At 46.5% G+C, this 12,734-nt stretch carries 15 protein-coding genes; 1 reads left to right on the top strand and 14 read right to left on the bottom strand.

Features of this window, described 5'->3' with window-relative positions; genetic code table 11:
- Positions 1 to 31 precede the first annotated feature (31 nt).
- From CRN96_RS02315 to ccpN, 5 genes are all read right to left on the bottom strand, one after another.
- On the bottom strand, positions 32 to 430 hold the full coding sequence (locus CRN96_RS02315; protein WP_097038726.1) for a c-type cytochrome: 399 nt from the start codon (positions 428 to 430) through the stop codon (positions 32 to 34).
- A gap of 107 nt (positions 431 to 537) precedes the next feature.
- Positions 538 to 1,647 carry an RNA polymerase sigma factor RpoD gene (gene rpoD, locus CRN96_RS02310; protein WP_097038724.1) on the bottom strand — a complete coding sequence of 370 codons (1,110 nt, stop codon included), beginning with the start codon at positions 1,645 to 1,647 and terminating at the stop codon, positions 538 to 540.
- Between the two features lie 23 nt (positions 1,648 to 1,670).
- Positions 1,671 to 3,416, bottom strand: a complete 1,746-nt coding sequence (gene dnaG / locus CRN96_RS02305; protein ID WP_097038722.1) for a DNA primase — start codon at positions 3,414 to 3,416, stop codon at positions 1,671 to 1,673.
- Between the two features lie 6 nt (positions 3,417 to 3,422).
- Positions 3,423 to 4,247, bottom strand: coding sequence for a pyruvate, water dikinase regulatory protein (locus CRN96_RS02300; protein ID WP_097038720.1), 825 nt, complete (start codon positions 4,245 to 4,247; stop codon positions 3,423 to 3,425).
- Between the two features lie 11 nt (positions 4,248 to 4,258).
- The gene (gene ccpN, locus CRN96_RS02295; protein WP_097038718.1) at positions 4,259 to 4,876 is read right to left on the bottom strand and encodes a transcriptional regulator CcpN; all 618 of its coding nucleotides are present in this window, start codon (positions 4,874 to 4,876) and stop codon (positions 4,259 to 4,261) included.
- A 294-nt stretch (positions 4,877 to 5,170) separates the two neighbouring features.
- Between ccpN and CRN96_RS02290 the strand changes: the two genes are divergently transcribed.
- Positions 5,171 to 6,547, top strand: a complete 1,377-nt coding sequence (locus CRN96_RS02290) for a glycine--tRNA ligase (RefSeq protein ID WP_097038716.1) — start codon at positions 5,171 to 5,173, stop codon at positions 6,545 to 6,547.
- A gap of 80 nt (positions 6,548 to 6,627) precedes the next feature.
- Here the strand turns inward: CRN96_RS02290 and recO are convergent, their stop codons facing one another.
- From recO to floA, 9 genes are all read right to left on the bottom strand, one after another.
- Entirely contained in the window at positions 6,628 to 7,398 is a 771-nt protein-coding gene (gene recO, locus CRN96_RS02285; RefSeq protein ID WP_097038714.1) for a DNA repair protein RecO, read from the bottom strand.
- Positions 7,399 to 7,406: 8 nt separating this feature from the next.
- The gene (era, locus tag CRN96_RS02280; protein ID WP_097038712.1) at positions 7,407 to 8,315 is read right to left on the bottom strand and encodes a GTPase Era; all 909 of its coding nucleotides are present in this window, start codon (positions 8,313 to 8,315) and stop codon (positions 7,407 to 7,409) included.
- The gene (gene cdd, locus CRN96_RS02275) at positions 8,308 to 8,721 is read right to left on the bottom strand and encodes a cytidine deaminase (protein ID WP_097038710.1); all 414 of its coding nucleotides are present in this window, start codon (positions 8,719 to 8,721) and stop codon (positions 8,308 to 8,310) included. Before cdd ends, era begins: the two co-directional genes overlap by 8 nt.
- A gap of 12 nt (positions 8,722 to 8,733) precedes the next feature.
- Positions 8,734 to 9,081: a diacylglycerol kinase family protein gene (locus tag CRN96_RS02270; RefSeq protein WP_097038708.1), complete on the bottom strand. Its 348-nt coding sequence runs from the start codon at positions 9,079 to 9,081 to the stop codon at positions 8,734 to 8,736.
- 2 nt (positions 9,082 to 9,083) lie between these two features.
- Positions 9,084 to 9,548: an rRNA maturation RNase YbeY gene (ybeY, locus tag CRN96_RS02265; protein ID WP_097038706.1), complete on the bottom strand. Its 465-nt coding sequence runs from the start codon at positions 9,546 to 9,548 to the stop codon at positions 9,084 to 9,086.
- Between the two features lie 11 nt (positions 9,549 to 9,559).
- Positions 9,560 to 10,498, bottom strand: coding sequence for a PhoH family protein (locus CRN96_RS02260; protein ID WP_097038704.1), 939 nt, complete (start codon positions 10,496 to 10,498; stop codon positions 9,560 to 9,562).
- A gap of 124 nt (positions 10,499 to 10,622) precedes the next feature.
- Positions 10,623 to 10,901, bottom strand: coding sequence for a GNAT family N-acetyltransferase (locus CRN96_RS02255; RefSeq protein WP_245844518.1), 279 nt, complete (start codon positions 10,899 to 10,901; stop codon positions 10,623 to 10,625).
- Positions 10,902 to 10,993: 92 nt separating this feature from the next.
- The gene (locus tag CRN96_RS02250; protein WP_097038702.1) at positions 10,994 to 11,710 is read right to left on the bottom strand and encodes a hypothetical protein; all 717 of its coding nucleotides are present in this window, start codon (positions 11,708 to 11,710) and stop codon (positions 10,994 to 10,996) included.
- 11 nt (positions 11,711 to 11,721) lie between these two features.
- A complete protein-coding gene (gene floA / locus CRN96_RS02245; RefSeq protein WP_097038700.1) occupies positions 11,722 to 12,729 on the bottom strand; it encodes a flotillin-like protein FloA in 1,008 nt (335 codons plus the stop codon).
- Positions 12,730 to 12,734: the final 5 nt, after the last annotated feature.

Here is a 12,734-nt window from a genome sequence, read left to right as displayed (position 1 = left end):
TCCACGAATCGTGGAGGTTTTCCGTTAAATATTATTCTGCCCACATTTCATACATTGCAGTCAGTTCTTCATCGCTCACCTGGTCTTCACTAAACGCAGGCATTGAACCTTGCCCGTTTCTGACGATATCGGTGAATTCCTCTTCACTCAAGTCAGTGCCTGCAAGTGCCGGCCCCATACCGCCTGAGAAATCTTCACCGTGACATGAAGCACAGCTGTTCTGAGCAACGCCTTCAGCGTCCACGTCACCTGATGAAGCGCCATTACCTTCTTCTTCAGAGCCTTCCTCGCCGCCGTTTTCAGTTCCTTCTTCAGTGGCAACTTCCTCGCCTTCTTCCTCCTGGTTTGCACCTTGGGCAGAAAGCAGGAAAACCAGACCCACACCTAAAAAGATGATAAGTAAAAATGGTATAATCGGATTCTTATTCAAATGTTGACCCTCCCTTATATTAATGCATATACAATTATAATTGTAGCTCAAATATCAGCAATGTCAAAATAAATTTAGAGATAAAATTACACGTTAATGTGTAATTATTAATCCATGAAATCCTTCAATCTTTTACTTCTGCTCGGATGGCGCAGCTTCCTGAGCGCCTTCGCCTCGATCTGGCGTATTCTTTCACGTGTGACCCCGAAGACTTTACCGACTTCTTCAAGCGTTCTTGTACGTCCGTCATCCAGGCCGAAACGCAGTCTGAGCACATTCTCCTCACGGTCGGTCAGCGTGTCGAGTACATCTTCCAGCTGCTCCTTCAATAACTCATAAGCTGCATGGTCTGAAGGGCTCTGTGCCTCCTGGTCTTCGATGAAATCCCCAAGATGGCTGTCGTCCTCTTCACCGATCGGTGTTTCAAGTGAGACGGGCTCCTGTGCGATTTTAAGGATTTCCCGAACTTTTTCAGCAGGCAGGTCCATCTCCTCACCAATCTCTTCAGGAAGCGGTTCACGTCCGAGGTCCTGAAGCAGCTGACGCTGTATTCTGATAAGTTTGTTGATCGTCTCCACCATATGGACGGGTATCCGGATGGTCCTGGCCTGGTCGGCGATCGCTCTTGTGATTGCCTGGCGGATCCACCATGTTGCATATGTGGAGAATTTGAACCCTTTTGAAAAGTCGAATTTCTCGACGGCTTTGATCAGTCCCATATTACCTTCCTGAATCAAATCGAGGAAGAGCATGCCGCGTCCGACGTATCTTTTGGCGATGCTGACCACCAGTCGCAGGTTGGCCTCGGCAAGACGGCTCTTGGCCACTTCATCGCCTTTTTCGATCCTTTTGGCGAGCTCCACCTCTTCAGCGCCACTGAGCAGGTCGACGCGGCCGATTTCTTTGAGGTACATGCGGACCGGATCATTGATTTTTACACCAGGAGGTGCACTCATATCATGCAGGTTCAATTTTTCATCTGTATCTGTGGAATCTTTTTCATTTATCAGCCGGATGTCATTTTCACCGAGTTCTTCAAAAAATTCATCCATAGCATCTGCATCCAGTTCGAAATTGGCCAGCTTGTCAGCAATTTCTTCATGTGACAGATGCCCTTCTTTTTTCCCTTTTTCAAGTAGTACCTGTTTAACTTGCTCAATTGAGGTAAACAACTCTGCTTCTTTATTTCCAGTTGTCCCAACGGTATTTTCAGCCATAAATGTACCTCCTAAATATATTACTAACTTTTATATCTGCTGTTGATTTCCAAAAGCTGCTGCATGAGCTGCGCCTGCAGATCGATATCATTGGCCGCTTCGGCTTCCCTGAGGCGGGCGAATAAAACCTGCCTTTCCCTGGCGCTGTTTCTTTTTCCACTCAAATCATCAAGGTAATCATCGATCTCATCCCTCGAAACTTCGCTCTGAATACTGAGATTATCAATATTTATAACGACTTCAAGCAGTTCATGCGGAAGCTGGTGGATAAAAGATGATACTTCAAATGTGTCTTGAGTGTCAAAATAATTGCACAACCCTTTAAATATACCATAATAATGGTCTGAAGTTAATACTTCCCTGTCCACCCTGTCTTTCGAATATTCGAAAAGGCTTTTATCGTTCATGAGCGCTTTCAGGAAATAACGTTCCTTTTTTTCCCTGATGGAAAGTCTTTCGGTGTGTTGTATAACACTTTCCCGTTTTTGCGATGTTCTAACAGGAAGTTTGCTTTCTATTTGAGATTTTTCCATGCCGTATCTCTCGCTGATATGGAGTATGAGCCTTGTTCTGATGGCGTCATCATTCACATAGGTGAGCAGGTCCGTCAAAGTGTTGATATTTTGTGAGAATGCCAGGTCATTGTGCATGCTTTCATTCAACAGCTTCTCCGCCAGGAAGTGGATATAATGCCTCTTCTCATTCTTCACAAGATAACGGAAACTCTCTTCCCCGCTGCTTTCGATGTACTCATCGGGGTCCATTCCGCCGGGGAGCTGGATTACGAATGTGTTCAACCCGTGCTTCAGTAAAGTCTCCCCTATATCCACCGTCGCCCGCTGACCTGCCCCATCGCCGTCGAACATCAGCGTCACGTTTGAGGCAAGGCGGTTGAGCAGACTGATGTTCTCCTCGCTCAGGGCGGTGCCCATCAACCCCACTATATTCTCTATATTGAGGGACTTCACTTTCAATACATCAAGGTGGCCCTCCATCAGGATGATTTCATCCTGGGTCCTGATGGATTTCCTTGCATCACTCAAGTTGAACATGAGATGGCGTTTTTGGAATACTTTTGTCTCAGGGGTGTTCAAATATTTCGGTTCCGAACCGTCCAGACTTCTCGCAGTGAATCCCACGATATAGTTCTGGTGGTTCTTTATCGGAATCATTATCCGGTTGACGAACCGGTCATAATAAGAGAAATTGGTCTCGTTCCGTGAAAGCAGGCCTGCGCTGTATGCCGCTTCTTCTGTAAAACCTTTCTCGAGTATTGCATTCTTGGTGAATGAAGACATCTTCGGCGCAAGGCCTATTTTCTCCTTCTTCAGCAGTTCGCTGCTGAATCCCCTCTCGATAAGATAGTTCAGGGCTTCGCTGCCTTCATTGGTATGCATAAGGATGTGATGGAACAGATCTGAAACATGTTCATGCATTTTAATGAACTGCATATCATCATCATCGACCCTGCTCTCATTTGAAGAGACTTCAACTCCGAGCGGCTTCCCGAGTCTTTTCACGGATTCTGTGAAGGAGATGTTTTCAATCTCCATTAAAAACTGAAAAACATTGCCGCCCTTTTTACACCCGAAACAGTGGCATATCTGTTTTTCCGGACTGACACTGAATGACGGTGTTTTCTCATCATGAAAAGGGCAAAGACCGACGTAGTTCCGTCCCCGCTTCTCAAGTTTGAGATAACCAGAAACCAGATCGGTAATGTCGGTCCTTTCTCTGACGTATTCTATTGTTTCCTGCGGGATACTCATCACCCATCACCCTTTGATATCTATTTTGCCATCAACGTACTTCATAATTTCATTTGCGGTTTCTTCAATGGCTTTTTCAGAGACATCGATGACAGGACAGCCTATCTTTTCAATGATCGAGTCGAAATATGCTAATTCTTCTTCTATCCTTTCATCCCTGGCATAACTTGCCGTGTCTTTCAAACCCAATTGGGTCAGCCTTTCTTTTCTGATCTTGTTGAGTGAAGAAGATTTGATCCTGAGCCCGATGCATTTGGACTTTGGGATTTCAAACAATTCTTTCGGCGGAGTCACTTCAGGCACAAGGGGCATATTCATGACTTTATATTTTTTCAGCGCCAAATACTGGGACAGGGGTGTCTTCGAAGTCCTTGATACCCCGATCAGTACAATATCCGCCTTGTCAAGACCGCCTGCGTCCTTGCCGTCATCATATTTCACTGCAAATTCGATCGCTTCGATCTTTTGGAAATAATCCTCGTCCAGCTTATGCACACGGCCCGGCTCATAATAAGGTTCCGCCTCAGTCTTGCCTTCCAAAATCGACATAAGGGGACCCATCACATCGACGGATGGTATATTTTCCTTCTTCAGTTCTTCTTTAATATACTGCCTGAGCTCTGGAGTTATAATTGTGAAAACCACAGTCGCTGCCTTACTTTTGGCGAGATCGACGACATCATCTATATTGTCTTCGGAATCGATATAAGGATATCTGATCAGTACATCGGAAGTACTGTCTATATCAAACTGGGCCAAAGCAGCCTTTGCGACAAGTTCACCTGTTTCCCCGACCGAGTCCGATGCAATGATTATTTTTATATTAGACATAGCGACACTCCTTATTCCATTAAATTGACGAACACTCTTGTGATATTGGTTTTGGTGATCCTGCCGATCACCACTTCTTTCCCGTCTTCCTTATCTATGACCGGTATGGAATCGATCTGTTTTTCTATCAGCTGGTTCGCCGCATAAATTAGAAGATCGTTCGGATAGCATGTCGTGATATGGGGCTTGCGGGTCATGATGATGCTCACAGGTGTCTTCTCGATATCATTCTTCCCCATCGTGCCTTTCAAAAGGTCTTTACGGGATATGACGCCGACCAGTTCCCTGTCATCATCTATGGCATACAATGTGCCTACATCCTCAAGGAACATCTTTACAATGGCTTCGTAGATGGATGTGTCCTCTTTGATCAAAATCGGCAGGCTTTGTACATCCCTGACCAAAATATTCCGGATCTTGGTTGTTAAAATTTCTTCCGGTTCCTTGCCGGTGTAAAAATACCCGACACGCGGACGGGCATCCAAATAACCGCTCATCGTCAAAATTGCAAGGTCCGGCCTTAAAGTTGCTCTTGTCAAAGACAGCTGCTCTGCAATTTTGCTCCCGGTTATCGGTCCATGCTGTTTGACGATTTTCAATATCTTCTCCTGCCTGCTGTTCAGTTCCATGGCCTCACTCCCAATACCAATAATTATAATACACCTTGAAAGATAAAGAAATACAATGAAATGTTTGCACTTCCAATTAACATTTTATATAATGGTCTTAAGCGAGTTAAGGGCGGTGGGAGCTTAACATCTGTAAATGGCATATAATGAGTATTAAACATGAAATTGTATATTAAAAGTGAGTGGAAACACTAATTTGGGTGGAACCGCGGGTATAAACTCGTCCCAGGACAGCGTTGCATTAGCTGTCCTGGGACTTTTTTATATTCAAAATTACTTTAAGGAGTGTTATTTATGGACATGGACAAAATTGTAAATTTATCAAAATCACGGGGATTCGTATTCCCGGGAAGTGAAATCTATGGCGGCCTTGCCAATACATGGGATTACGGGCCGCTTGGCGTCGAGCTGAAGAACAACGTGAAGGCTGCCTGGTGGAAAAAGTTCATCCAGGAATCCCCTTACAACGTGGGTGTGGATGCTGCAATCCTGATGAACCCTAAAACATGGGAAGCTTCAGGCCATCTGAACAACTTCAATGATCCGATGATTGACTGCAAGGAATGTAAAAGCCGTCACCGCGCGGATAAACTTATTGAAAATGTGGTTCAAAAAGAAGACGATACTTTTGTAGCCGATGGTTTGAGCTTCGATGAGATGAAAAACATCATCGACGAGCGTGATATCAATTGCCCGACATGCGGCGCACATGATTATACCGACATCCGCCAGTTCAACCTGATGTTCAAAACATTCCAGGGTGTGACGGAATCATCGACGAACGAAATTTTCCTGCGTCCTGAGACGGCACAGGGCATCTTTGTAAACTATAAAAATGTCCAGAGGACGATGCGTAAAAAACTGCCTTTCGGCATCGGCATGATCGGCAAATCATTCCGTAACGAAATCACGCCGGGCAACTTCATCTTCAGGACGAGGGAATTCGAACAGATGGAACTTGAATTCTTCTGTCAGCCGGGCACCGAAGTCGAATGGCAGAAATACTGGAAAGACTTCTGTCAGAACTGGCTCCTTGAACTCGGTCTTGCAGAAGGCAACCTGCGCATGCGTGATCATGATGAGGATGAGCTTTCCCACTATTCGAATGCCACAACGGATATAGAATATAAATTCCCGTTCGGCTGGGGAGAGCTGTGGGGCATTGCGAGCCGTACAAACTTTGACCTGAAACAGCACATGGAGCACTCAAATGAAGATATGACTTACCACGATCAGGAATCAGGTGAGAAATTCATCCCGTTCGTCATCGAGCCGGCTCTTGGACTCGACCGTGTGACTCTGGCATTCATGAGTGATGCTTATGAGGAGGAAACACTTGAAAACGGTGAATCCAGGACTGTCATGAGATTCCACCCGAGTCTTGCGCCATTCAAGGCAGCAGTCCTGCCGCTATCAAAGAAGTTGAGTGAGGATGCCATCAAAGTCTATGAGAAATTGGCACCTGACTTCAACGTGGAGTTTGACGAATCACAGTCGATCGGTAAAAGATACCGTCGTCAGGATGAGATCGGTACGCCTTACTGCATCACATTCGACTTCGACTCACTGGAGGACAACATGGTGACGGTGCGTGACAGGGATACGATGGAACAGAAAAGGATGCCGATTGATGAAGTGAACGGCTTCCTGAAAGAAAGAATCAAATTCTAAACAGGCAGTATAAAATGAAGAACAGGTGACGGATTTTCCGTCGCCTGTTTTTTTGTCTTTCTGTCTCATATATGGAGCGATCAGGGATTTTCATCCACCCCAGTCATGCCTTTGACCATTTTCCTTGCTTTGAAATATACCCCGGCGTATTCATCATAAATCATTTCCGTAAAATTCAGGAGTTGCCTGCCGTTTTCCGGGTTGACCTTGATTGAATTGATCATATCCAGCTTGACGTTCTTCATATATGCAGCCAGATATATGATCCGGTTGCCGATGTTCACCGACCGCTCCAGCGTTTCCTCATTTGCGCAGTGATCGCATATTACACTGTGGTATATAAATGAGTAATGGCTGAAAGTGTCATACGCCCTGCTTCCACACAGTGCGCACTCATCCACATTGATTTCGATGCCGTACTGAGGCATCAACTTGATGGCCACCATCGATGTCGTCGCATTTTTCTCGTTTTCTTCCTTCTTTTCAAGTAATTTAAAGCCTTTCATAAGCAGCTCGAAGTTCTTCGGCGTGACATCCTCATCATTCAAAATGCGCGTCACAAACTCCATTATATAACTGCCGTAGGAGAACAACTCAAAATCTTCGTTGATGCCTTTGAAGTGGGAAATTACATCCACTTCATTCAGTGTGCCGATGCCTTTGAAGCGGTTATAGGTGAACAGCGCTTCCTTGAATCCCTGCCGGAGAACGATGAACGGGCTTTTCGGCTTGTTGAAGCCGCGGGCCATCAGAGGCACCATCACACCATCTTCATTTAAAATAGTAATGATCCGGCTGGACTCACTGTAATTCGTCTGCCGGATCATTACGCCTTTTTGCTGATATATCATATTATCACCTAGTATTCATCATCCCTGTAGCCAAGTGAACGTATGAAGTTTGTTTTATTGCGCCAATCCTTCTGCACTTTCACCCACAGTTCAAGATAGACTTTGCTGCCGAGAAGATTCTCTATATCGACTCTTGCCAGTTTGCCGATTTCCTTCAGCATCTTGCCGCCTTTACCGATGACCATGCCTTTTTGCGACTCACGTTCCACATAAATCGTAGCCTGCACGTGGACTTTGCCGCCTTCTTCATTCGCCTTCATCTTTTCCACTTCCACACCGATGGCATGGGGGATTTCCTGACTCGTCAAATGGAGTGCTTTTTCACGGATGAGCTCACTCACTATGAAATGCTCGGGATGGTCGGTCACCCTGTCTTCAGGGTAATACATCGGTCCCTCGGGCAGATAGCCCTCTATGACTTCCAGAAGCCTATCGACATTATTGCCCTGCAGTGCCGATATCGGAACGATTTCACTGAAGTCCAGTGTATCTTTATATACTTCAATCTGTTTGATCAATTCATCCGGATGCACGAGATCTATCTTATTGAGCACCAGGATGATCGGTGTCGTTGTATTCTTCAGCATTTCGATGATGTATTCATCGCCCCTGCCGATTTCGTCGGCAACATTGATGATGAAAAGTATGACTTCCGTTTCCCTCAATGTATTGCGGGCGACTTTCATCATATGCTCACCGAGCTGGTGCTTCGGTTTATGGATTCCCGGTGTATCGATGAAGATCATCTGGGATTGTTCGGTCGTGTAGACACCTTGTATTTTATTCCTTGTCGTCTGCGGCTTATCCGACATTATCGCAACCTTTTGGCCCAGCACTTTGTTCATGAAGGTTGATTTTCCTACATTCGGCCGGCCGATGATGCTGATGAAGCCTGATTTGAAAATATCTTCACTCATTTTCCATGTCCTTCCCTGAGAAGCCCAGCGGCAGCAAATCATCCACTGTGCGTTTGATCACTTTTCCAGTCTTGCTGGTCAGATATACCGGCATATCATCATGACAGAGCTCCTTCATGACCTGGCGGCATATGCCGCACGGGCTTGCCGGCTCATTTGCATCCGTTACGACGACAAGTGCCTTGAACTTCGTGATGTTGTTCGAATAGGCACTCACCAAAGCGCTGCGTTCAGCGCAGATCGTCGCAGGATATGATGCGTTTTCTATATTTGCACCGTATATATGCTGGTCATCTTCAGTCACAAGCAATGCACCCACGTTGAAATTCGAGTAAGGTGTATAGGCGCGGCTCTGTGCTTCAACGGCTTCTGCCAGCCATTCTTCCTTAAAAATCCCGTCGTCCATATATTCACTCTCCTAAGTAAAAAAAACTATTATTTTCGGGATGAAGATGATCAATCCCGTTATTGCCGCATACAGCGACGCAAGCAGTACGGCAAGGGCTGAAGTGTCCTTGGCACGCTTTGCAAGCTCGTGAAATTCATCAGTCACGAGATCCACTGTATACTCAAGGCTCGTGTTGACGACCTCACTGATCAGCACGATAAAGACTGCACCGATGATGAAAAGCCATTCCAGCGTGTTCAACCCGAATAAAAATCCGGCTGCCGCAACGATCAAAGCAAACAGCAAATGCACCGCGAAATGATGGTCCTTACCAAACAGGACCCTGATGCCCTGCAGCGCATATTTGAACCGCTTCATCGTCACTCATCTCTCGATACGCCGAAATTCTCCAGGATCTCATCCTGAAGCCGGTTCATTTCTCTTTCATCTGCTTCTTCCATATGGTCATATCCCAGCAGATGAAGGAAACCGTGAAGTGACAGGAACAATAATTCGCGCCGGTAACTGTGACCGTAATCTTCCGCCTGTTCCTTTGCACGGCCGGTGGAGATGATGATGTCCCCGAGCGTCCTTGGGGCTTCTTCATGTATCAGGTTGAATTCATCGTCTTCCATGGCAAATGAGATGACATCAGTCACTTGGTCTTTATTCCTGTACTGATGATTGATCTCACGTATCGCTTCATTGTCCACAAACGAGACACTGATTTCTGCATTTGAACCGGATTCCAGTTCTTCGTATGCGAAATTCAGCAAACGGTTGATTTCATCCTGCTCGCTCCCGGAAGTATATCCTTCCTCATCTATAAAATCGACTGTCAGCATAGTGCACCCCTCTATTCATAGGCTTTAATGATTTTTGAAACAAGCGGATGCCTGACAACATCAGTTTCATCCATGCGGTTGATGGCGACGCCCTTTACATCGTCAAGCCTTCTCACAGCTTCTATCAAACCGCTTTTCGTCGCTCCGGGCAGGTCTATCTGGGTTTCATCCCCCGTGACGACCATTTTTGAACCGAAACCGAGGCGGGTCAAAAACATTTTCATCTGCATTTCTGTAGTATTCTGCGCCTCATCGAGGATGCAGAACGCATCATTCAATGTACGTCCCCTCATATAGGCGAGCGGTGCAACTTCGATGACGCCGCGTTCCACCAGCCGGTCAGTCTGCTCGGTCCCGAGGACTGTGTGGAGACCATCATACAGCGGTCTGAGATATGGGTCCACCTTCTCCTTCAGATCCCCCGGCAGGAAACCGAGATTTTCCCCGGCCTCGACGGCAGGACGTGTCAAAACGATCCGTTTGACCTGACCTTCCCTCAGCATCTGGCAGGCAAGCACAACGGCAAGGAATGTCTTACCTGTACCCGCCGGACCGATGCCGAAAGTGAGATCACTCCGTTTGATGTTTTCGATATACAACCTTTGTCCGGTGGTTTTGGCACGTATGCCCTTGCCTTTATTATCTTTGGCAATCACTTCATTATATAGATCAAGGAGATACTCAATCGTCCCGTTCTTCGCCATGCTTGATGCCGACTGAACATCCCTTAAATTCACTTTCATCCCCCGCTGGATGATTTTAAGCAAATGAATGAGCACATCCTCTGCCAGTTCGACATTGTCATCATCCTGCCCGCTCACTGTGATCTCATTGCCGAGCGTATGGATGGTGACATCGAACATATCTTCCAAAAATGTAATATGTGCATCATTCGCCCCGATGAGCGCCTGCGCTTCCTCGAGACTGTCTATATTTATTATATTAGGCATGTACAAACCCCTTTAATTTATTTGTGGTTACCTTAAATTTACCATTATAGAAACCCGTCTGCAATAAATTCGCCGGGTATGGGACAGCCTGCACAACAAAAAAATAAGCCCTTATGAGCTTATTTCACTTTATCATTTTTTTCGACTCTTCTTCCCTCTCCATCACTGCCCTTGCAAAAGGACACTCGGGAACGATTCTTTTATCCTCTTCCTTCGCATACTCGACCACCATCCGGACGAGGGCACTTCCGATGCCCTGACCGCTTAACTGATCGGCGACCTGGGTACTGTCGATGATGAAATCGCCATCCTCATCCACTACATAGGAAACATAAGCTTCCGGATTCAGTTCATCCTCTCCGACGAAGAACATGTTTTCACCTTTTTTAATATCCACACTCATAATCTACACCTCCTGTTCTTTATCATATTCTCTAATTCCGTCTCTTTGAAACATGAAAAATGACACACAGAACAGTACTGTGTGTCATCATATCATTTACGGGTACGGGATTTCGGTTTCCCCAATATTTCACTGAAGACGACGCCATTCACGATGGCTTTGTTATCAAAGGTAAGATCATTTGAGGAAAATGCGGTTCTCTGTTTCTTTCCTTTTTCATGAATCGAGGTCCGGTCATCACCATATGAATAACGCGCCTCATCGGTGATTTCCCCGCCCACGCCTCCAATTGCGCCTACAGGCTCAACTTTGGTATCCACTGCACCGGTGCGGACTTTTTCTCTTGCCCTTTCCGCTCTTTCACTCTGTTTTCTCTCAACAGGTTTTCTGTCCCGGTTGACCTCACCTCGCGAACGCTCCCGCATTGAGGATTCTTTCTTCTCCCGCTGGCGGTCTGCTTCAAGCTTCCGGCGCTCTTCATCAACGCGCCGTCTGACATCTTCACGGGTCGGTCTTGCGGGCCCTTCCCGGCCGGGTTCGGCAGGACCGCCTGCTGTATCGCCTGCGGTGCGGCCCATGGCTTTTTCATATTCACTCTGGAACTCGCGCTTCATCTCGTCGAACATGCCGCGCGGACCCTGCTCCCGTCTTCCCGCCTCCGGCTGCCGGGGTCTCGGGGCCGAGCGTCCCGGCCTTTCCATTTTACCCGGATCGATATCTCTTTTTTCTTCGTTCTTATTACCGGTGCTGGCTATAATAGAATATATTACTCCGCCTGCAAAAATTAATAGAGGCAGTAATACTTCCATGATATCACGCCCTATTCTTCATCTTTGAAACGAGTCGGATCTGTCATCTTATTGATGGAATCCCTCATGTTTGTATCTGCTTCGACATTTTTGAGATCATAATAGTCGCTTACTCCGATATTGCCGCTTTCAAGAGCTACAGCAAAGGCAAGCGGTACTTTGGACTCCGCTTCCACAACTTTCGCCCTCATCTCCTGAACGCGGGCCTTCATCTCCTGCTCCTGAGCTACGGCCATGGCACGGCGCTCTTCAGCTTTAGCTTGTGCAATGTTCTTATCGGCCACCGCCTGCTCTGTCTGGAGGTCGGCTCCGATGTTCTTGCCGATATCCACATCCGCAATATCTATGGACAGTATCTCAAAAGCTGTACCTGAGTCCAGACCTTTTGCAAGCACCGTCTGGGAAATACGGTCAGGGTTTTCCAATACGTCGGAATGTTTGTTCGAAGAACCGATTGTGGATACGATACCCTCACCCACACGGGCAACAATCGTATCTTCACCGGCACCACCGACGAGACGTTCTATGTTTGCACGTACAGTAATGCGGGCCTTAGCCTTCACTTCAATACCATCCATTGCCACACCTGCAATGAACGGTGTTTCGATCACTTTAGGGTTTACACTCATTTGAACCGCTTCCAATACATCACGGCCTGCAAGGTCGATTGCCGCACAACGTTCGAACGTCAAATTGATATCTGCACGCTGGGCTGCAATCAGTGCATCCACGACTCTGTCGACATTACCACCTGCAAGGAAATGTGACTCCAGCTGATTGACACTGAGCTTGATGCCCGCTTTGTCACCTTTGATCATCGGTTCGATGACACGTTTCGGTTTGACACGTCTCAGACGCATCCCCACAAGCGTGAAAATTCCCACTCTGACTCCGGCAGCGATGGCTGAAATCCATAAGCCGACCGGGACAAATGACAGGATGAACGACAGAATGATGAATACTATAACGATTAAAAATATAACCGTTAATAATCCGCCACCTATAAACATAAAATCCATATAAA

Source organism: Salinicoccus kekensis, from assembly GCF_900220995.1.
GTDB lineage: Bacteria > Bacillota > Bacilli > Staphylococcales > Salinicoccaceae > Lacicoccus > Lacicoccus kekensis.
This window is presented reverse-complemented; position numbering and strand designations above follow the sequence as displayed.

Excerpts from the sequence above, each read along its gene's own strand:
- rpoD (WP_097038724.1), bottom strand. The coding sequence starts at position 1,647 with ATGGCTGAAAATACCGTTGGGACAACTGGAAATAAAGAAGCAGAGTTG.
- dnaG (WP_097038722.1), bottom strand. The coding sequence starts at position 3,416 with ATGAGTATCCCGCAGGAAACAATAGAATACGTCAGAGAAAGGACCGAC.
- CRN96_RS02300 (WP_097038720.1), bottom strand. The coding sequence starts at position 4,247 with ATGTCTAATATAAAAATAATCATTGCATCGGACTCGGTCGGGGAAACA.
- ccpN (WP_097038718.1), bottom strand. The coding sequence starts at position 4,876 with ATGGAACTGAACAGCAGGCAGGAGAAGATATTGAAAATCGTCAAACAG.
- CRN96_RS02290 (WP_097038716.1), top strand. The coding sequence starts at position 5,171 with ATGGACATGGACAAAATTGTAAATTTATCAAAATCACGGGGATTCGTA.
- recO (WP_097038714.1), bottom strand. The coding sequence starts at position 7,398 with ATGATATATCAGCAAAAAGGCGTAATGATCCGGCAGACGAATTACAGT.
- era (WP_097038712.1), bottom strand. The coding sequence starts at position 8,315 with ATGAGTGAAGATATTTTCAAATCAGGCTTCATCAGCATCATCGGCCGG.
- cdd (WP_097038710.1), bottom strand. The coding sequence starts at position 8,721 with ATGGACGACGGGATTTTTAAGGAAGAATGGCTGGCAGAAGCCGTTGAA.
- CRN96_RS02270 (WP_097038708.1), bottom strand. The coding sequence starts at position 9,081 with ATGAAGCGGTTCAAATATGCGCTGCAGGGCATCAGGGTCCTGTTTGGT.
- ybeY (WP_097038706.1), bottom strand. The coding sequence starts at position 9,548 with ATGCTGACAGTCGATTTTATAGATGAGGAAGGATATACTTCCGGGAGC.
- CRN96_RS02260 (WP_097038704.1), bottom strand. The coding sequence starts at position 10,498 with ATGCCTAATATAATAAATATAGACAGTCTCGAGGAAGCGCAGGCGCTC.
- CRN96_RS02255 (WP_245844518.1), bottom strand. The coding sequence starts at position 10,901 with ATGAGTGTGGATATTAAAAAAGGTGAAAACATGTTCTTCGTCGGAGAG.
- CRN96_RS02250 (WP_097038702.1), bottom strand. The coding sequence starts at position 11,710 with ATGGAAGTATTACTGCCTCTATTAATTTTTGCAGGCGGAGTAATATAT.
- floA (WP_097038700.1), bottom strand. The coding sequence starts at position 12,729 with ATGGATTTTATGTTTATAGGTGGCGGATTATTAACGGTTATATTTTTA.